At 65.2% G+C, this 18,466-nt stretch carries 15 protein-coding genes and 1 riboswitch; of the genes, 6 read left to right on the top strand and 9 right to left on the bottom strand.

Translation table 11 applies throughout. The annotated features are described in order from the left end of the window. Positions 1 to 44 precede the first annotated feature (44 nt). The 5 genes from ACQY5B_RS01570 to ACQY5B_RS01550 all read right to left on the bottom strand — a co-directional run bounded on the left by ACQY5B_RS01570 (position 45) and on the right by ACQY5B_RS01550 (position 6,275). Positions 45 to 1,031, bottom strand: a complete 987-nt coding sequence (locus tag ACQY5B_RS01570) for a LysR family transcriptional regulator (protein WP_420326702.1) — start codon at positions 1,029 to 1,031, stop codon at positions 45 to 47. Positions 1,032 to 1,171: 140 nt separating this feature from the next. After that, positions 1,172 to 2,119, bottom strand: coding sequence for a D-ribose ABC transporter substrate-binding protein (locus tag ACQY5B_RS01565; protein WP_420326703.1), 948 nt, complete (start codon positions 2,117 to 2,119; stop codon positions 1,172 to 1,174). A 100-nt stretch (positions 2,120 to 2,219) separates the two neighbouring features. After that, positions 2,220 to 3,284, bottom strand: coding sequence for an ABC transporter permease (locus ACQY5B_RS01560; protein ID WP_305967752.1), 1,065 nt, complete (start codon positions 3,282 to 3,284; stop codon positions 2,220 to 2,222). A gap of 16 nt (positions 3,285 to 3,300) precedes the next feature. Then, positions 3,301 to 5,622, bottom strand: coding sequence for a sugar-binding domain-containing protein (locus ACQY5B_RS01555; protein ID WP_420326704.1), 2,322 nt, complete (start codon positions 5,620 to 5,622; stop codon positions 3,301 to 3,303). Further along, positions 5,622 to 6,275: a DUF2291 family protein gene (locus ACQY5B_RS01550; RefSeq protein WP_305967750.1), complete on the bottom strand. Its 654-nt coding sequence runs from the start codon at positions 6,273 to 6,275 to the stop codon at positions 5,622 to 5,624. The genes ACQY5B_RS01555 and ACQY5B_RS01550 overlap by 1 nt, the downstream gene beginning before the upstream one ends. A 409-nt stretch (positions 6,276 to 6,684) precedes the next feature. Here ACQY5B_RS01550 and ACQY5B_RS01545 point away from each other — a divergent pair, with 409 nt between their 5' ends. From ACQY5B_RS01545 to ACQY5B_RS01520, 6 genes are all read left to right on the top strand, one after another. Further along, entirely contained in the window at positions 6,685 to 8,253 is a 1,569-nt protein-coding gene (locus ACQY5B_RS01545; protein WP_420326705.1) for an FGGY-family carbohydrate kinase, read from the top strand. Between the two features lie 3 nt (positions 8,254 to 8,256). Further along, positions 8,257 to 9,765: a glycerol-3-phosphate dehydrogenase gene (locus ACQY5B_RS01540; RefSeq protein WP_420326706.1), complete on the top strand. Its 1,509-nt coding sequence runs from the start codon at positions 8,257 to 8,259 to the stop codon at positions 9,763 to 9,765. Between the two features lies 1 nt (position 9,766). Next, on the top strand, positions 9,767 to 10,699 hold the full coding sequence (locus ACQY5B_RS01535; protein ID WP_420326707.1) for a sugar phosphate isomerase/epimerase family protein: 933 nt from the start codon (positions 9,767 to 9,769) through the stop codon (positions 10,697 to 10,699). A 70-nt stretch (positions 10,700 to 10,769) separates the two neighbouring features. Beyond that, a riboswitch (FMN riboswitch) is annotated at positions 10,770 to 10,908 on the top strand. Between the two features lie 69 nt (positions 10,909 to 10,977). After that, on the top strand, positions 10,978 to 11,415 hold the full coding sequence (locus tag ACQY5B_RS01530) for a 6,7-dimethyl-8-ribityllumazine synthase (RefSeq protein ID WP_305967747.1): 438 nt from the start codon (positions 10,978 to 10,980) through the stop codon (positions 11,413 to 11,415). A 9-nt stretch (positions 11,416 to 11,424) separates the two neighbouring features. Continuing rightward, the gene (locus tag ACQY5B_RS01525) at positions 11,425 to 12,564 is read left to right on the top strand and encodes an iron-containing alcohol dehydrogenase (protein WP_420328553.1); all 1,140 of its coding nucleotides are present in this window, start codon (positions 11,425 to 11,427) and stop codon (positions 12,562 to 12,564) included. A gap of 24 nt (positions 12,565 to 12,588) precedes the next feature. Beyond that, positions 12,589 to 13,551: a sugar-binding transcriptional regulator gene (locus ACQY5B_RS01520; RefSeq protein ID WP_420326708.1), complete on the top strand. Its 963-nt coding sequence runs from the start codon at positions 12,589 to 12,591 to the stop codon at positions 13,549 to 13,551. Between the two features lie 39 nt (positions 13,552 to 13,590). Here the strand turns inward: ACQY5B_RS01520 and fsa are convergent, their stop codons facing one another. From fsa to tkt, 4 genes are read right to left on the bottom strand one after another with little or no spacing between them, the layout of a single operon-like run. Further along, the gene (gene fsa, locus ACQY5B_RS01515) at positions 13,591 to 14,244 is read right to left on the bottom strand and encodes a fructose-6-phosphate aldolase (protein ID WP_305967744.1); all 654 of its coding nucleotides are present in this window, start codon (positions 14,242 to 14,244) and stop codon (positions 13,591 to 13,593) included. Positions 14,245 to 14,266: 22 nt separating this feature from the next. Next, positions 14,267 to 15,301 (bottom strand): class II fructose-bisphosphate aldolase, encoded by a 1,035-nt coding sequence (gene fba / locus ACQY5B_RS01510; RefSeq protein ID WP_420326709.1) that lies wholly within the window; start codon positions 15,299 to 15,301, stop codon positions 14,267 to 14,269. 12 nt (positions 15,302 to 15,313) lie between these two features. Then, on the bottom strand, positions 15,314 to 16,318 hold the full coding sequence (locus ACQY5B_RS01505; protein WP_420326710.1) for a class 1 fructose-bisphosphatase: 1,005 nt from the start codon (positions 16,316 to 16,318) through the stop codon (positions 15,314 to 15,316). 4 nt (positions 16,319 to 16,322) lie between these two features. Continuing rightward, complete coding sequence (gene tkt / locus ACQY5B_RS01500) at positions 16,323 to 18,335, bottom strand: transketolase (RefSeq protein ID WP_420328554.1); 2,013 nt, start codon at positions 18,333 to 18,335, stop codon at positions 16,323 to 16,325. Between the last annotated feature and the right edge of the window lie 131 nt (positions 18,336 to 18,466).

The following is an 18,466-nucleotide window of genomic DNA, read 5'->3' as shown; positions in this document are numbered from 1 at the left end:
GAATGTCGTGTTGGGGGCACAGTAGGGTCGCGGCTCGTTTACAATCAATTTACATCTCGGCCTATCGCGTTGACAGAACCGGTAACATGATTGCCGTCATCTCCTTGCTTCCCCAACCGCGTCTCGACAAGCCCAAGCAGCCGCCGGGCGGCCGCCGACATCAGGCGATCCCGTGGACAGAGGATGTGGTAGGGTTCGATCGGGATGGGCCTGATCGTGTCCAGAAGCACCAGATCGGCGCAATAGGGCGGCGACAGCAGCAGGTCGGCCACCTCCTGCGTTACCACCGCGATGACATCGGAATCGCGCAGCAGGGCCATGATGGCCACCACGGAGGCGGTCTTGATCAGGTTGTCGGGCAGGTCCGTGCCTTCCTCGTGAAAGGCGATTTCCAGGGCGTGCCGGATCGGCGCGCCCCGGTCCTGCATCGTCCAGAGGCTGTCGGACAGATCCGCCAGCGATACCTGCCCCACGGCGGCCATCGGATGGCCGCGCCGGACCATCAAGAGAACTTCCTCGTCATGGGCGGGCCGGATGTCGAAGTCGCGAGAGTAATCGTGCGGGCCGACCCGGCTCAGCGTGAAATCGTAGTCGCCGCGTTCCAGCCCCCGCATCAACTGCGACGACGATGAGACATCAAGCGACACGTCGATGCCCGGCGCCACGGCCTTCAGCTCGAGGATCGCCGGGATCATGGCGGCAAGCGCCCCGCCTGTCACGGCCCCCACCCGCACCGAGCCTCCCATGCCGCCCAGGTGCTCGGAGAAATCCTGTGACATCCGGTCGATATCGTGGACCAGCTTGCGCGCATGGGTCACAAGCACCGTCCCCTCGGGCGTAGCGCGCATCCCCTTGGGTGTCCGTTCGAACAGGACCGAACCGATGTTCTCTTCCATGTCGGCCAGCATCCGCGAGGCGGCGGGCGTGGTCATCCCGCAGACATCCGCCGCAAGACGCAGTTTGCCATGACTGGCAATCGCACTGATGAGGCGCAGCTGAACCGGCCGAAGAGAGCGAAGATAATGTGACACGGCCGCGGCCCCCAATACGCACCCGACCGCCGCGCCGGGCAACTGGCGCCAGACTTGCGCTGCGCCCAATGTTTAGCAACCCCGCAAAGGAAAAGGCGCGCCATAAGGCACGCCTCCCCTTTGTCGGATCCGTGCCGGGATCACTCGGACAGAGTGAAGGGCGCGGTGTACTTGTCGACGTTGTCCGGCGTGATCAGGGCGCAGTCGAACAGCTGCTTTTCCTGGGCCACTTTCGGTTCGCCGTTCTTGATGTAGTAATCCGCCTGGATCACGGCCTCGCGCGAGAAGACGGCGACCGGCTGCAACACGGTATAGGCCATCTCGCCGGCGCGCACCGCCTCGACCGCATCGGGCGAACCGTCGAAACCGCCGACGATGGTGCCTTCAAGCTTGCCGGCTTCCTTCAGCGCGACGATAGCCCCCAGCGCCATTTCGTCGTTACCCGAGATGACGGCGTCGATGACCGGGTTCGCCTGGATGATCGACTGCATCTTGGTATAGCCTTGGGTCCGGTCCCAGTTGGCCACTTCCTGTGCGACCTTCTCGAGGCCCGGATACTGGCTCAGCACGGTATTGTACCCGTTGGAGCGTGTGGCCGCGTTGTTGTCGGCCGGGTTGCCGAAGAACTCGACGTATTTGGCCTCGTCTCCGACCAGCTCCTGCCATGCCACGGCGCCCAGCGCTGCACCCTGCGCGTTGTTCGACACCAGCTGCGCGATGGCGATGCCGGACTCGTTGATCTCGGCGTTCACCAGGAAGACCGGGATACCGGCCTCGGTTGCCTTGCGCACCACGCCCACGGACCCGTCCGCATTGGCCGGGTCAAGGATGATCGCCTTGGCACCATTGGTGATGGCCGCGTCGATCAGATTGGATTCGACGTTGGTGTCGCCCTTGTGCGCGGCAACGGTGGCTTCGTAGCCCAGCTCTTCGGCGGTTTCCTTGGCGACCTGACCTTCGGTGAACCAGTAGGGGTTGGCCGGGTCGGTCACGATGATGGAGATCAGGCCCTCGGCCCAGGCCGAGCCTGCCATCAGGGGCAGCGACGCGGCGGCGGCCAGCAGGGCGCGTTTGGTGAACTTGATCATGAGAATTCTCTCCCTTGGGTTGGTTGTTGCCGGGGTCCGGCTTGACTTCGCGTCGGGTCTCCTCTTGCCCGAGAAACCGCGAAACTTGGGTGGGGCGGGCCTAGCCTTTCTTGGCCTTGCCCCCGTATTGGATGGAGTTCAGCATCACGGCGAGCACGATGACCGCGCCGGTAAAGACCGTCTGCCAGTAGGACGAGACGCCGATGATCACGAGGCCGTCCGACAGGAAACCGATGACGAAGGCGCCCAGCAGCGTGCCGCGTACGGTGCCGCGTCCACCCATCAGGCTGGCTCCGCCCACCACGACCGCCGCGATGGCCGTCAATTCGTAGGTGGTGCCCGCGGTGGGCCCGGCAGAGGTCAGCTGAGAACTGAGGACGAGCCCCGCGATCGCCGCGCACATGCCCGACAGGACGTAGACGGTGATCTGCACCTTCTTGACCGGCACGCCGGACAGTTCGGCAGCACGTTCGTTGCCGCCCGAGGAATAAAGCCAGCGGCCAAAGGCGGTCCGCGACAGCAGCAGTCCGGCGGCAATCGCGACCACGGCCAGGATGATGACCCCGATCGGCACGCCGCCGATACGGTTGAAGCCAAGCCAGTCAAAGCCGGTATTGCCCAGGCTCTCGTTGCCGGACAGGTTGTTGAACGTCAGGCCGTTGGTCATCAGCAGCGCGACACCGCGCGCCACGTAGAGCGAACCAAGCGTCGCCACGAAGGCCGGCACCCGGAAATAGGCAACCAGCACGCCGTTGACCGCGCCGACGAAGGCGCCCAGGCCCAGCGTCAGGACCACGACAGCCCAGACCGGCGGGTACAGGATCACCCCGGCGGCTTCCAGTTCGACGCCCTGCATCAGGAAACCGGCGAAGACCCCGGTCAAGCCCAGGACAGAGCCGACCGACAGGTCGATCCCGCCGTTCAAGATCACCAGCATCATGCCGATGGACAGCAGCCCGAAAATGGCAACGTGGTTGGCCATGATCAGGAAGTTCGACACCGTCGCGTAGTTCGGCGAAAGGATCGAAAAGATGATGATGATCGCGATCAGGGCAAAGAAGGCGCGACCTTCCAGCAGGATCTGAACGAGATTGGCATCCTCGCCAAAGATCGAGGCGATCAGCCCGCCTGACCCCTGTTTCTTGTTGGTGGTGACATCGGTCATTTCCGCGATCTCCAGTTCAGTGCTGCGCCGTGTCGGGCTTGTCCATGTCGACAATTGCCCGGGCTGTATGTTCGTCGATGATCAATCCGCTGAGCAGTCCGCTTTCGAGAACGGCCTTGATCGCCTGTGTCTTGATTTCTCCCCCGGCCACGGCGACGATGCGGCGGCCCTTCAGCCGCTCCAGCGGCTGGGTCAGGATGCGGTCGGTGATCTCGCGGCCCACGGGTTTGCCACGCTTGTCAAAGAAATGCCCCAGCATCTCGCCGACGCCGCCGGCCTCGGCAATGGCAGCCATTTCCGCCTGCTCGATCATGCCTGTCGTGACCAGTTCCGCCTGCGTCCCGGTTGTGCCAATGCCCACGACCATCAAATCGGCCTCAGCGGCCAGGTCCGCGGCCTGCTGCGCCGCCTTCTGGCCCAGCAACACGTCACGGTCCGCGGTGGAATTGGCGATGAAGGGAACGGGCATCGAGGCGGCCTCGGCCCCGGTCTTGTCCGCCAGCCGGGTGACGACCGCGTGCGGGTTCATGTCCGCCCCGGCGGTCAGCGCGCCCATCACCGAAACGACCCGCAACTTCGGTGACGATTGCGGCGCAAGGTTCTCGACACAGGACAACAGGGTCCTCCCGTGTCCGACCCCGATGACTTTCACGCTGCCCTCACCGATGACATCGGCCAGGAAACGCCCCCCTGCCGCGCCAAGCGGGCCAAGCGCCAGGTCCTCCTGGTGCAGGTCGGTGACGACCTCGCAATGGTCCAGGCCAAAGGCCGCGGTCAGGCTTTGTTGCAAGTCCACCTCGCCCGAGGCGGCCATGATCTGTTCCTTGGTGGCATCCGGCCCGAAGGTGGCCGAGATCTTGCCCTTGTGCATGACGATGATGCGATGGGCGATGGACAGGCACTCGCTGACCTCGGATGTGGAATAGACCACGGCGAGGCCCTCTTTCGCCCCTTCGGACAACAGGCGGAACACCTCGGCCTTGGCGCCGATATCGATGCCGCGGCTGGGTTCGTCCAGCAGCACGACAGAGGGTTTGGTGGCCAGCATCTTGCCGATCACGACCTTTTGCTGGTTCCCCCCCGAGAGCGAGCCGATGGCCGCGCCGCCGCCGTCGGTCTTGATCGTGACCTCGCGGATGGATCGTTCGATGATTTCCTGCTCATCCGCCTTCGACGTCAGCAGGCGCCGGGTAAAGGCCCCGATCGACGCCAGAGAGAGGTTCTGACCCACGGTCATGGTCTGCACCAGCCCATCCCGCTGACGATCTTCGGGTGTCAGGACCAGGCCCGCCTCAATCCGTTGGGCAATGGTCATTCCGGCCAGGTCCTGTCCATGAAGGCGGATCTTGCCGCCAGAGGCAGGCAGGCGGCCCGCGATACATTCCATCAACTCGGTGCGCCCTGCGCCCATCAGCCCGTAGATGCAGACGATTTCGCCCTGCCGCACGTTCAACGACAGGCGGTCCACGACCGAATAGCCGGACCCGCCGGGCGCGGGCACGCTCAACCCTTCGATCGACAGGGCCGTTTCGCCGAACGCGTAGCCCGTCGGCGGCGAGCCAAGGTCAAAGTTCTCGCCCACCATGTTGCGGACGATCCATTCCAGGTCGATTTCCGCGCGGGGCGCATAGGCGGTCATGACACCGTCACGCAGGACGACCGCGTGATCGGTGATGGTCAGCGCCTCTTCGAGGTGGTGCGAAATGTAGACGATCGAGACGCCGCGCGCCTTGAGGTCATGGATCACCTTGAACAGCACCTCGACTTCGGCCGCCGACAAGGCCGAGGTCGGCTCGTCCATGATCAGGATGCGGGAATTGACGCTCAGCGCGCGGGCGATCTCGACGATCTGCTGCTGGCCCAGGCGCAGGTCCTCGACCGGGGTCAGCGGGTCGATGTCCTCTTCCAGCTCTTCCATCAGGATGCGGCATTGGCGCTCTTCCTCGGCAAAGTTGACGCCGCGCGGCCCCATGATCTCGCGCCCCAGAAAGATGTTGTCGCGCACGTTCATGTTGGGGGCGAGCGAGAGTTCCTGGTGAATGATGGAAATGCCCAGTTCGCGCGCCTCGACGGTCGAGCGGATCTCGACCGGCGCGCCGTCCAGGATCAATTCGCCCGTCGTGGGCATGTGCACGCCGGACAGGATCTTCATCAACGTGGACTTGCCGGCGCCGTTTTCGCCAAAGAGCGTCGTCACCTGGCCGCGGTGAACGTCAAAGTTCACCCCCTTCAACGCATGGACCGCCCCAAAGCTCTTGGTCACGTCGCGCGCGGCAAGAACCACCTCGGCCTTGTCCGGCGTGGCAGTCGGCGTTTCGTCGTGCTCGGGTGCCTTCATCACTGCACCTCAAGCGCGACTGGCGTGACCAGCCAGTTCTTCGGGTTGATCATGGTGAAGGCACCGGTAACCGAGATGGTCTTGCCTTGCAGGCTGTCGCGGTCGAGATCGGCCAGCACATCCGCCGACATCGCCCGGTTGATGCCCGCGCCCGCGTCCTGGTACTCGATCTGGTTCTTGAAAGCGCCGAATTCGATGTCGCCGACGATGTCCCGCAGTTCGGTCCCGTTGATCGCCGGGCCGGTCTGAACGCGGATCCCTGTCCCCTCCGGCATGTCCGGCACGTCGATGTTGAAGATGCCGGATTTCCCTTCGCCCACGGTGCCGGTGAATTTCACCGTCATGACCGGAAAAGCCCCCGCCATCGTGCCGTAGGCCGCCGTTGCCGCCGCCTTGTCCTCGGCCAGTTCGCGGGCAAGATCGGCCGCCTCGGGTGCACGGTCCATCACGAACTCGCGGATGCGGGGAAACTCGTCGACGCCAAAGCGATCCGGGTCAAAGGCCTGCTGTCGCAGGTCTTCCTCGCCTCCGATGGCCACGACCTTGGTGTCGAGCGCGATCGCGCCCAGCAACACAACTCCTGCGATCGCGATGATTACATTCCTGCGCTTGGCCTTGCTGGCGCTGGCAGATGCTGTGCCGGTGGTAGCCATGTCAGGCGTGCCCCCTCTTGCGATTCTGCCCGGCGGACCGGGCGGTTCCGTTTCTTCCTGCCAAACGACAGGAACCTGTCTGTAAAGGGAACTGCAACCAATTGAAGTTGCTTCGCTCCTCCCCTTTCGCCGAGCCCGGAACTCCTCAATTCCCTGGATGGGCCGACGATTCGTCGCCGTGAAACCACTGCAACCGTTTGAACCAACCATAAGTGAAAAAAATTACGTTGTCTGCAAAAAAAATCACTGCATCGAGATTCTTTGTGTTACACCAATTGCAACCGGGCGCAGTGCGGACAGGCGTCAGACCGCCCTGAGAACGCGCGGCGCATGGCTGCCCCGAGGGCAGGAAAATACAAGCGTCACAAGGGGGAGGCCGAGGTGACCGAACGTGAAAAGGGAGGCGGTGATGTCCGATTCGTCTGACGTGATCATCGGCGTCGATGCGGGCACCTCCGTGATCAAGGCCGTCGCCTTCGATCTTGCAGGGCGCCAACTGGCCGCCTCATCGGTGCGCAACAGGTACACGATGGGCGCCGATGGCTCTGCGACCCAGTCCCCGCCTCAGACATGGGCCGATTGTGCCGCCGCCCTGCGTGGCCTGGTCGAAAAGATGCCCGGGTTGGCACAGCGAACCGCCGCACTCGCCCTGACCGGCCAGGGTGACGGCACCTGGCTGGCAGGCAAGGGCAACGCAGCAGTGAGTGACGCCTGGCTCTGGCTGGATGCGCGGGCCGCGCCCACGGTCCGGCGGCTGTCTGCAGGTACGGACGAACGCGCGAGGTTCGAGGCGACAGGAACCGGGCTGAACACCTGTCAGCAGGGCAGCCAGCTTGCGCATATGGCTGCGACCTGCCCGGAGCTGCTGGACCGGGCCGAGGTGGCCCTGCACTGCAAGGACTGGCTGTTCCTCAACCTGACCGGCGTGCGCGCGACCGACCCTTCGGAAGCAAGCTTTACCTTCGGGGACTTCCGCAACCGGCGCTACAGCGACACGGTGATTTCTTCCCTCGGGCTGCAGGCGTACCGCCATCTTCTGCCAGAGATCATCGACGGCGCGCAGGAAACCCGCCCGCTGACCCCCGAGGCGGCAGAGGCCACGGGGCTGCTGGCCGGAACGCCGGTTTCGCTGGGCTATGTCGATATGGTCATGACCGCGCTTGGCGCGGGTGTGCACACGGGCGACGCAGGTGCGGCCTGCTCCACGGTCGGGTCCACCGGCGTGCACATGCGCGCCGTGACCTCGGACCAAGTGCACCTCAACGCCGAAGGCACCGGCTATGTGATCTGTCTTCCGGTGCCCGACCTGGTGACACAAGTGCAGACCAACATGGCCGCAACGCTGAACATCGACTGGGCACTGGCCCTAGCCGAAGACCTGATCGGCGAGTTCGGCGAGGCGCCGACACATGCCGATCTTGTCGCCCGAATTGACGGCTGGATGGACAGGTCGCGCCCCGGCGCGCTGATCTATCACCCCTATATCTCCGAGGCCGGAGAGCGCGGCCCCTTCGTCAATGCCGATGCGCGGGCAAGCCTTGTCGGGCTCAACGCCGCACACAGGTTTCCGGACGTGATCCGCGCCGTCGTCGAGGGGCTAGGGATGGCCGCGCGGGATTGCTATGCCGCGATGGGCGAGATGCCCAGCGAACTACGCCTGACCGGCGGCGCGGCACGCTCTGCCGCCCTGCGCCGTGTCCTGGCGGCCTCGTTGAATACGCCCGTCCGCGTCTCTGCCCGCGAGGAAGCCGGCGCCGCGGGCTGTGCGATGATGGCTGCCGTGGCGATCGGCGCCTATGCCGACATGGACGTCTGCATCGCGCAATGGACAACCCCCCTGCTGGGCGGCTCCGAGGCGCCCGATCCGGGCCTCGTGCCCGTCTACGACACCCTGTTCACCACCTATCGCCAGGCACGCGACGGCCTTGCCCCCGTTTGGGACGGGCTGGCCGCGGCGCGTGCGGCTGAAGGAGCTTGAGAGATGACTGATATGTCCAAGGTCGACCTCTTCGTGATCGGCGGCGGTATCAACGGCGCGGGCATTGCCCGCGACGCCGCCGGCCGGGGCCTGAGCGTCGTGCTCTGTGAAAAGGACGACCTGGCCGAGGGCACCTCGTCCCGGTCCGGCAAACTGGTCCACGGTGGGTTGCGCTACCTTGAATACTACGAGTTCCGGCTGGTGCGCGAGGCACTGATCGAACGCGAAGTGCTGATGAGGAATGCGCCGCATATCATCTGGCCGATGCGCTTTGTCCTGCCGCACAGCCCCCAGGACCGGCCGGCCTGGCTGGTCCGGCTGGGTCTGTTTCTTTACGATCATCTGGGCGGACGCAAGAAACTCCCGGGCACCCGGACGCTGGACCTGCGTCGCGACCCCGAAGGTGCGGCGATCAAGGACAAGTACACGCGCGGCTTCGAATACTCGGACTGCTGGGTCGATGACGCGCGGCTCGTGGTTTTGAACGCGGTCGATGCGGCGGAGCGCGGGGCCGAGGTACTGACACGCTCTCCCTGTATCTCGGCGCGGCGCGAAAACGGCGCCTGGCGGGTGACGACGAAAAACTCCGTCACCGGCGAGACACGGGAATTCGAGGCCAAGCTGCTGGTCAATGCCGCCGGCCCCTGGGTGACGGACGTGGTGACCCGTGTGGCCGGATCGAACAGCGCGCGCAACGTGCGGCTGGTCAAGGGCAGCCACATCATCGTGCCAAAGTTCTGGAAAGGAGAGAATGCCTACCTGGTCCAGAACCACGACAAGCGCGTGATCTTCATCAACCCCTACGAGCGCGACAAGGCCCTGATCGGCACCACCGACATCGCCTACGATGGCCGCGCCGAGGATGTGACCGCCGACGAGAGCGAGGTGCAGTACCTGATCGACGCGGTGAACCGCTACTTCAAGGAAGAGCTGACCCGCGACGACGTCGAAACCACCTTTTCCGGGGTGCGGCCGCTGTTCGATGATGGACAGGGCAACCCCTCGGCCGTGACGCGCGACTATGTCTTTGACGTTGACGAAACCGGCGGCGCGCCCCTGCTGAACATCTTTGGCGGCAAGATCACCACCTTCCGCGAGCTGGCAGAGCGCGGGATGCACAAGATCGAGAAATTCTTTCCCAAGATGGGCAAGGACTGGACCGAAAACGCCCCCCTGCCCGGCGGCGATCTTAAGGGCGCCGACTACGAGCTGTTCCGCAACACGATGAAACAGGAATACCCCTGGATGCCGCGCGAATTGCGCCGTCATTACGGGCGTTGCTACGGCAGCCGAGTGCGCCAGATCGCGGGCGATGCTACCTCGCTGGAGGGGCTGGGCCGGCACTTTGGCGGCCAGCTCTACGAGGCCGAGGTGACTTATCTGGTGAACCACGAATGGGCGCAGACCGCCGAGGACATCCTGTGGCGGCGGACAAAACACCGCCTGCACATGACCGAGGCGGAACAAGCGGCCTTTGCCAAGTGGTTCGATGCCCGGCAGGAGGCCGCGTGACATGGCGCTGACCCTTTCGCTGAACACCAACCCGCTGGTGAACCGCTTTGCCGAGCCAGACGACCTGATCGACGCCATCGCGCGCGACATCCGGATCCGCGACATCCAGTTGACGCATGAGTTCATCAATCCCGGCTGGCCCGCGCCGGTGATCCGGCGGCTGACCCGGCAGATGGGCGCCGCGCTGGCGCGCACTGGCGCCCGCGTGACCAGCGGCATGACCGGCCCTTACGGACGGCTCAACCATTTTGGCCATCCCGACCGCGACGTGCGGCGCTACTACGTCGATTGGTTCAAGACATTTGCCGACATCATCGGTGATCTGGGCGGCACCTCTGTCGGGACACAATTCGCGATCTTCACCTTTCGGGACTACGACGACCCCGCCCGGCGCGAAGAGCTGTTGCAGATCGCCATCGACTGCTGGGCCGAGGTGGCCGAACACGCGAAGGCCGCCGGTCTGGACTACGTCTTCTGGGAGCCGATGAGCGTTGGCCGCGAATTCGGCGAGACCATCGCAGAATGCATCAAGCTGCAGGACCGACTGAGTGCGGCGAACATGGCTGTCCCGATGTGGATGATGGCCGACATCGACCACGGCGACGTGACCTCGCCCAATCCGGATGACACAGATCCCTACGCCTGGGCACGCGCGGTGCCGAAGGTCAGCCCGATCATCCACATCAAGCAGTCGATGATGGACAAGTCCGGCCACCGCCCCTTTACCGCCGAATTCAACGCGAAAGGGGCGATTCAGCCCGACCCGCTGCTCAAGGCCCTTGCCGAAGGCGGCGCCGTGGACAACGAGATCTGCCTTGAACTGTCCTTCAAGGAACGCGAGCCGAACGACCGCCAGGTGATCCCCCAGATTGCCGAAAGCGTGGCCTTTTGGGCGCCACATATCGACAGCGGGGTGAATGACCTGAATGTCTGATCGGGGTCGCCGATATCGCGAACCTGTCGCAAAGGCGCTTGCCTTTTCCGCCGCTTGGCGCCAAACCTTGCCGCGTTCTCAGGGCGGGGTGCAATTCCCCACCGGCGGTGATAGCCCGCGAGCGCCTTTCGGCGAAATCCGGAAGGGTCCAGCAGACACCGGTGAAATTCCGGGGCCGACGGTAACAGTCCGGATGAAAGAGAACCAGCCGACGGGCCATCCGGCCTGCGCGGATGGCATCGCCTTGGGACCATTTGTGAAACGCAAAGGATGGTTCCATGTCTGAAACATTGAAAATCGCCTTCATCAAGGCCCGCTGGCACGCCGATATCGTCGACAATGCGCTGGTCGGGTTCGAAAAACGGATCGCCGAGGCCGGCGCGTCCGCCGAGGTCACGCCCTTTGACGTGCCCGGCGCCTTCGAGATGCCGCTCCTGGCCAAGAAGCTGGGACAGAGCGACAAGTACGACGCCGTGGTCTGCGCCGCGCTCGTGGTCGATGGCGGGATCTACCGCCATGACTTCGTCGCCCAGGCCGTGGTCGACGGGTTGATGCAGGCGCAGCTTGAAACCGGCGTCCCGACCTTCTCGGTCTCGCTGACACCGCATCACTTCCAACCGACCGAGGAACATGTCGGCTTCTTCCGCGACCACTTCGTCAAGAAGGGCGCCGAGGCGGCGGATGCGGTCCTGATGATTGCCAAGCTGGAGGTCTGAGCCATGTCCCTGCCCGCTTTCTCCTTTGCCACGGCCACGCAAATCCGCTTTGGCCGGGGAGAGGCCGGGCGGGCAGTGCCCGACCTGGCCGCCCGCGGACAGCGCGTGCTGCTGGTTCAGGGCGGCACCCCGGCGCGGGCCGACTGGCTGTGCGCCGCGCTCGAGGCCGAGGGATGTTCCGTCGACCGCCTCAGTGTCTCGGCGGAACCCGATCTGGCGATGATCGAGGCCGGCGTGGCCGCAGCCCGCGACGGCGGGGCGCAGATAGTCGTCGCCCTTGGCGGCGGCGCGGTCTTAGACGCGGGCAAGGCCATCGCCGCGCTTGTTCCCGCGACGCGCCCGCTGCTGGATCACCTGGAGGTGGTCGGCAAGGGCCTACCGTTGGACGCAGCCCCCCTGCCCTTTGCCGCCATTCCGACCACTGCCGGAACCGGCGCCGAAGTCACCCGCAACGCGGTGATCGCCGTGCCCGAGGCGCAGCGCAAGGTCAGCCTGCGGGACGCACGCATGTTGCCCTGGATGGCGATTGTCGACCCCTCGCTGACGGACAACTGCCCGCGCGGCGTGACCCTGGCCTCGGGGCTGGATGCGGTGACGCAGGTGATCGAACCCTATGTCTGCACCCGGGCCAACCCGATGACCGATGCCCTGTGCCGCCCCGCCATATCCTCGGGACTGTCGGCATTGGTGACGCTGATGCAGGAGGAGGACCCCGACGCGCGGGACCAGATCGCCTTGACCAGCCTGTCTGGCGGACTTGCGCTGGCCAACGCGGGGCTGGGAGCCGTGCATGGCCTGGCCGGTCCGCTGGGCGGCCTGTCCGGCGCCGCACACGGGGCGATCTGCGGCATCCTGCTGCCCCATGTGCTGGAAGAAAACGCGGCCCGCGCGACAGGCGACGCCGCCCGTCGCCTTGCCGCCCTGCGCGAGGACCTGGGCCAGGTTCTGGGCACAGAGCCCGCGCAGGCCTTTGCCGCGCTGGCGGAATGGTCACGACGGGCCGGGCTGCCCGGTCTCGACGCCCAGGGTGTGAACGGGGAACATAGGGCCGAGGCCGCGCGGATGGCCGCCAGCTCATCGTCGATGAAAGCCAACCCCGTTCCCCTTGATGCCGAGGCGCTGACCGGGATCATGGAGCGAGCGCGGTAGACGCCGGAGTGTGGAGGACATGAGATGGCGAAAGATCGGATGTCGGGCGATGCCGAGCATTCCTTGGCGATCCGCGCCGCATGGCTGCACTATGTCGGCGGCATGCGGCAGGCCGAAGTGGCCAAGCGGCTGGGCGTGCAATCGGTCAAGGCGCATCGCCTGATCGCCCGCGCGGTGGCCGAGGGCGCCGTCAAGGTCAGCATCGAAGGCAACATCATCGACTGCTTCGAACTCGAGCAAGCGCTTTGCCTGCGCTACGGGCTCTCCACTTGCGAGGTCGCGCCCGATCTGGACGAGGAGGATATACCGCTGCGAGCGCTCGGCGCCGCCGGGGCTTCCTGGCTGCGGCGTTGCCTGGAAAATGGCGAGGATCAGACCATCGCGCTCAGCCACGGCCGCACGTTGACCGCTGCCGTCCGGACCATGCCGCACATGTCTCTGCCAAATCAGCGTTTCGTCTCTCTTCTGGGGGGCCTCACGCGAAACTTCGCCGCCAATCCCCACGATGTCATGCACCTTTTGGCCGAAAAGACCGGGGCGCAGGCCTACGTGATGCCGGTGCCCTTCTTCGCCAATTCCGCAGAGGATCGAACGGTTCTGCTGGCACAACGCGGGATATCGGAGGTTCTGCAAATGGCCGAGGCGGCACCTCTCAAGCTCGTCGGGGTCGGCACTGCATCCTATGACGCGCAACTTGTCGTCGCCGGGTTGATCCAGTCGAGCGAGATAGAAGCGATATCGGCGGAGGGCGGTTGCGGTGAAATCCTGGGGCATTTCTTCGATGCCGAGGGCAATATCCTCGACACGCCCCTGACCAAGCGAACCATTGCAGCGTCGCTGGGCGACGGAAAGGACCGCAAGGATCGCATCATCGCGCTGGCGGGCGGGCCGCACAAGGTTGGCGCGATCCGCGCCGTACTGAGCAGCGGTCGACTGTCCGGCCTCATCACCGACGAACGCACCGCCAGAACCCTGATGGAGGGATAGGCAGGCCCGCCGCAACTGCGCCGGACCCGCCAATAGGGCTCACAGGATCGACTGTCCGGTCGCGGCCCAGTCCTTGGCGAATTGGTCCAGGCCCTTGTCGGTCAGCGCATGGGCCGCCAGCCCCTTGATAACGCCCGGCGGGATCGTCGCCACGTCCGCGCCCGCGATGGCAGCCTCCTTGACGTGATTGGCCGAACGGATCGAGGCGGCCAGGATTTCCGTCTTGAAGCCGTAGTTGTCAAAGATGGTGCGGATCTCGTGGATCAGTTCCATCCCGTCGATGTTCAGGTCGTCCAGCCGTCCGACAAAGGGCGAGATATAGGTCGCGCCCGCCTTGGCCGCCAGCAGCGCCTGGTTGGCCGCAAAGCAAAGCGTGACATTGGTCTTGATGCCCTTAGACGTGAAGTGACGGCAGGCCTTCAGCCCGTCCAAGGTCAGCGGCAGCTTGATCACCACGTTATCGGCGATCTTTGCCAGGTGCTCGCCCTCGGCGACCATCCCGTCGAAGTCCATTGCCGCGACCTCGGCCGAAACCGGTCCGGCCACGACGTTGCAGATTTCCGCGATGACTTCTTTGAAGTCGCGCCCCGACTTGGCGATCAGCGAGGGGTTCGTCGTCACGCCATCCAGGAGCCCGTAGTCGTTCAGCTCCTTGATGTCGTCGGTATTGGCTGTGTCCACGAAGAATTTCATAGCTCAGTCTCCTTTCGGGGGATCAATAGGCCATGGCCATGTCGGACAGCGAGCGCGTGCGGATGCGCTCGGCCTGACCTGCGGTGCCGAAGGCCTCGAATTTCTCGATGCATTGCGCCTTCATGCCGTCCATGGCCGGTTTCAGGTACTTGCGGGGGTCGAACTCGGCGGGGGCGCTCATCAGGGTCTTGCGGATCGCCGCCGTGGCCGCCAGCCGCAGGTCGGTGTCGATGTTGACCTTGCGCACGCCGTGGCGGATGCCGCGCCGGATCTCGTCCAGGGGCACGCCCCAGGTCGGCTTGATCTCGCCGCCGTACTCGTTGATCAGCAGGCGCAACTCCTCGGGCACCGAGGAGGATCCATGCATGACCAGGTGAGTGCTGGGCAGGCGCTGGTGGATCGCCTCGATCACCTCCATCGCCAGCACGTCCCCATCGGGTTGGCGGGTGAATTTGTAGGCGCCATGACTGGTGCCCATCGCCACCGCCAGCGCGTCGACGCCGGTATCGGCCACGAAACGTTCTGCTTCTTCGGGATCGGTCAGCAGTTGGTCCTGCGACAGGGTGCCCGTCGCGCCATGCCCGTCTTCCTGGTCGCCCTGCCCCGTCTCCAGCGAGCCCAGAACTCCCAGCTCCCCCTCGACCGACACACCGGCGGCATGGGCAATCTCCACCACCGCGCGGGTGATCCGCACGTTGTAGGCATAATCGGCAGGCGTGGTGCCGTCTTCCTTCAGCGACCCGTCCATCATGACAGAGGTGAACCCGTGCTGAATGGCAGTGACGCAGGTCGCCAGGGTATTGCCGTGGTCGAGGTGCATGCAGACCGGGATATGCGGGTAGATTTCCACCAGCGCGTCGATCAGCTTGGCCAGCACCGTGTCGTTGGCATAGCTGCGTGCGCCGCGGCTGGCCTGCAGGATCACCGGCGACCCGGTTTCATTGGCCGCGGCCATGATCGCCAGCCCCTGTTCCATGTTGGACATGTTGAAGGCGGGCACGGCATAGCCGTTGTCCGCCGCGTGATCGAGCAGCTGGCGCAGGGTGATACGGGGCATCTGGGGCTCCTGTCAGTCGGAGGGGGAAAGGTAGTCGCAGAGCTTTGCCACCTCATCGCGGCTGCCAAAGATCAGCGGCACACGGTCATGCAGGTGGGCGGGCGACTGGTCGAGGATGGCTGTCCGCCCGTCAGTCGCCGTACCACCGGCCTGTTCGATCAGGTAGGCAATCGGGAAGGCCTCGTAGGCAAGCCGCAGAAAACCGTCTTCGTAGCCCGGGCGGGTATCGCCGGGATACATGAACAGCCCGCCCCGGCGCAGGATACGGTGCAAGTCACCGACTGCGGCGGCGATCCAGCGCATGTTGAAATCCCGCCCGCGCGGCCCCTCGGCCCCGTGCAGCAGGTCCTCGGTATAGCGTTGCAGCCCCTCGGACCAGCGCCGCCGGTTCGAGGCATTGAAGGCCACGGTCGAGGTCTCGGGCTTGATCGTGACGGCGGTGGTATCGACGTGAAAGACCCCGGTCACCGGGTCCAGCGTGGCGATGTCGACACCCGCCCCGGTGCTGAAGCCGAAGTCGACCGAATGTCCAAAAGAGACATAGCAGGCGGCAATCATCTCGCGCCCCTTGCGCAGGAAACTGTCGCCCGCCGGGAAAATCGCAAAGAGCGCGCCAAGTGGTGCACCGATGCCGATGCTGCCGGATCCGTCGATCGGGTCCATCGCCAGGTCGAATGCGCCGTCCGGGTCGATGGTCTCGACCTCCTCGGCCTCTTCGGACAGGACCCGCGCCACCGACATGCCGCGCAGCATCTCGATGAAATGGTCATGCGCGCCCATGTCCAGCGCCTTTTGCTTGTCGCCGGAATCGTTGGTGCCGATCACATGCGTCGGGTCGCCGGTCAGATGCCCCTGCGCCAGGCGTCTGGCCAGCGGCACGCTGGCCTCCGCGAGACGGTTCAGAAGTGCCGCCAGCGCGCCGCGCGCAGGGTCTTCGCCCGCCCAATCCGCCAGATGCGCGGTCAGGGTGGGGGCGGTGACGGCCGTATCGCCGTCCAGTTTCAAGGGCGCCTGCATGGCCTCAGCCCTTCCCATTCAGCAATGCATCCGCCTTGGCGACGATGGCCTCGCGCGTGATGCCGAAACTGCGGTACAGATCCTCTGCCGGGCCGGAGGCCCCAAAGCCCCGCATCCCGATCACCTCCTCCTCGGAGTCGACATACCGGGTCCAGCCATAGGTGCTGGCTGCCTCGACGGCGATACGGGGCGCGGTGCCCAGCACCTCGGCGCGGTATTCTGCCGGTTGCGCCTCGAACAGCTCCCAGGACGGCATCGAGACGACGGCCACGCCCAAACGCCGTTCCGCCAGCGTCTCGGCAGCCTCGACCGCTAGGCTGACCTCTGTGCCCGTTGCCAGCAGGGTCAGGTCGCGCCCTGCACCGTAGCTGCGCAGGACATAGGCGCCCTTCGCGCTCAGGTTCTCGTCGCCGGCCTCCAGCCGCAATTGCGGCACGCCCTGCCGGCTGAGCGCCAGCAGCGAGGGGGTGCCGCGTGACCGGATGGCGATGTCCCAGCATTCCAGCGTCTCGACCGCGTCGGCGGGCCGGAAAGTATGGAGGTTCGGGATCGCGCGCAGCGAGGTCAGGTGCTCCACCGGCTGATGGGTCGGACCATCCTCACCCAGGCCGATGCTGTCGTGGGTCATGACATAGATCGTACCAACCCCCATCAGCGCAGACAGCCGGATCGCGTTCCGGGCATAGTCCGAAAAGACGAGGAAGGTGCCGCCGTAGGGGATCAACCCGCCATGGGTGTTCATGCCGTTCATGGCCGCCGCCATGCCGAACTCTCGCACTCCGTAGCCAACGTAACGGCCGGGCTGCTGGCGCGAGAACTGACTGTCCACCGCCGGGACCCGGGTCAAGTTGGAGCCGGTCAGGTCGGCCGAACCGCCGATCAGCTCTGGCAATGCGGGCGCCAGCGCCTCCAGCGCGACCTGGCTGGCCTTGCGGGTGGCGATCCTTTGCGGTTCCGCGAAGAGCGCCGCGCGGGCCTGCGCCACCGCCGCGTCAAATCCTCCGGGCAGCTCGCGCGCCATGCGGCGCGAGAACTCTGCCCGGTCGGGCGAGGCGGCAAGCCGGGCTTCCCACTCCTCGCGGGCAGCACTGCCCCGTGCCCCGATGGCCCGCCATTCGGCGGCCAGGTCTGCAGGCACCTCGAAGGGGGCGGCCTCCCAGCCCAGTGCTGCCTTCGTGGCGGCAGCCTCTTCGGCGCCCAGCGGCGCACCATGCGCCGAGGCCGTGCCCGCCTTTGACGGCGCACCAAAACCGATGGTCGTCGTCATGGCGATCAGGGTCGGCTTGCCCGTTTCCGCCTTGGCCTCTGCGATAGCGGTCGAAACGGCGGAAATATCATGCCCGTCACATTCCAGCACATGCCAGCCGCAAGCCCGCAGGCGCGCCGGCACATCCTCGGAAAACGACACCGAGGTCGGCCCGTCGATGGTGATCCGGTTGTCGTCGTAGAGAACGATCAGCTTGCCCAGCCCCAGGTGCCCGGCCAACGAGATCGCCTCCTGCCCGATGCCCTCTTGCAGGCAGCCATCACCGAGGAACACATAGGTGTGGTGATCGACAAGATCGGCACCGAACTCGGCGCCCAATGCGCGTTCGGCCATCGCCATGCCGACGGCACTGGCAATACCCTGCCCCAATGGCCCGGTCGTCGTCTCGATCCCCTTGGCATGGCCGTATTCCGGATGGCCCGCGGTGCGGGCGCCAAGCTGGCGGAAGTTGCGCAGCTCTTCGATGGTCATGTCGGCATAGCCGGTCAGGTGCAGCAGCGAATACAACAGCATCGACGCGTGGCCGTTGGACAGCACCACCCGGTCACGGTCCGGCCAGTCGGGGGCGGAGGCATCGAACTTCAGGTGATCGCGGAACAGCGCAGTGGCCGCATCCGCCATGCCCATCGGCGCGCCGGGATGACCCGATTTCGCCGCTTCGACCGCGTCGATCGAAAGCGCACGGATACAGTTCGCCAGGGCAAAGCCCCCAGGGTCCAGCGCAGCTTTGGCAGCAATCGCCTGCGGCATCGAATCTTTGGGCATCATGTCCTCCTGCGTTGCCCCGGTGTTACGCGAACCTGATAAAAATCACAACATGAAATCCCAAAATAACATAATTGACGGTAAATCTGTGATGTGAGATGTTACGTTCAGGAGGT

This window comes from Antarctobacter sp. (assembly GCF_965277915.1).
Taxonomy (GTDB): domain Bacteria; phylum Pseudomonadota; class Alphaproteobacteria; order Rhodobacterales; family Rhodobacteraceae; genus Antarctobacter.
The sequence above is the reverse complement of the archived record's forward strand: the minus strand, read 5'-3'. Positions and strand labels throughout refer to the sequence as shown.

Bases quoted from the DNA above. Each gene is read 5' to 3' on its own strand.
- ACQY5B_RS01565 (WP_420326703.1), bottom strand. From the start codon at position 2,119: ATGATCAAGTTCACCAAACGCGCCCTGCTGGCCGCCGCCGCGTCGCTG.
- ACQY5B_RS01560 (WP_305967752.1), bottom strand. From the start codon at position 3,284: ATGACCGATGTCACCACCAACAAGAAACAGGGGTCAGGCGGGCTGATC.
- ACQY5B_RS01555 (WP_420326704.1), bottom strand. From the start codon at position 5,622: ATGAAGGCACCCGAGCACGACGAAACGCCGACTGCCACGCCGGACAAG.
- ACQY5B_RS01550 (WP_305967750.1), bottom strand. From the start codon at position 6,275: ATGGCTACCACCGGCACAGCATCTGCCAGCGCCAGCAAGGCCAAGCGC.
- ACQY5B_RS01545 (WP_420326705.1), top strand. From the start codon at position 6,685: ATGTCCGATTCGTCTGACGTGATCATCGGCGTCGATGCGGGCACCTCC.
- ACQY5B_RS01540 (WP_420326706.1), top strand. From the start codon at position 8,257: ATGACTGATATGTCCAAGGTCGACCTCTTCGTGATCGGCGGCGGTATC.
- ACQY5B_RS01535 (WP_420326707.1), top strand. From the start codon at position 9,767: ATGGCGCTGACCCTTTCGCTGAACACCAACCCGCTGGTGAACCGCTTT.
- ACQY5B_RS01530 (WP_305967747.1), top strand. From the start codon at position 10,978: ATGTCTGAAACATTGAAAATCGCCTTCATCAAGGCCCGCTGGCACGCC.
- ACQY5B_RS01520 (WP_420326708.1), top strand. From the start codon at position 12,589: ATGGCGAAAGATCGGATGTCGGGCGATGCCGAGCATTCCTTGGCGATC.
- fsa (WP_305967744.1), bottom strand. From the start codon at position 14,244: ATGAAATTCTTCGTGGACACAGCCAATACCGACGACATCAAGGAGCTG.
- fba (WP_420326709.1), bottom strand. From the start codon at position 15,301: ATGCCCCGTATCACCCTGCGCCAGCTGCTCGATCACGCGGCGGACAAC.
- ACQY5B_RS01505 (WP_420326710.1), bottom strand. From the start codon at position 16,318: ATGCAGGCGCCCTTGAAACTGGACGGCGATACGGCCGTCACCGCCCCC.
- tkt (WP_420328554.1), bottom strand. From the start codon at position 18,335: ATGCCGCAGGCGATTGCTGCCAAAGCTGCGCTGGACCCTGGGGGCTTT.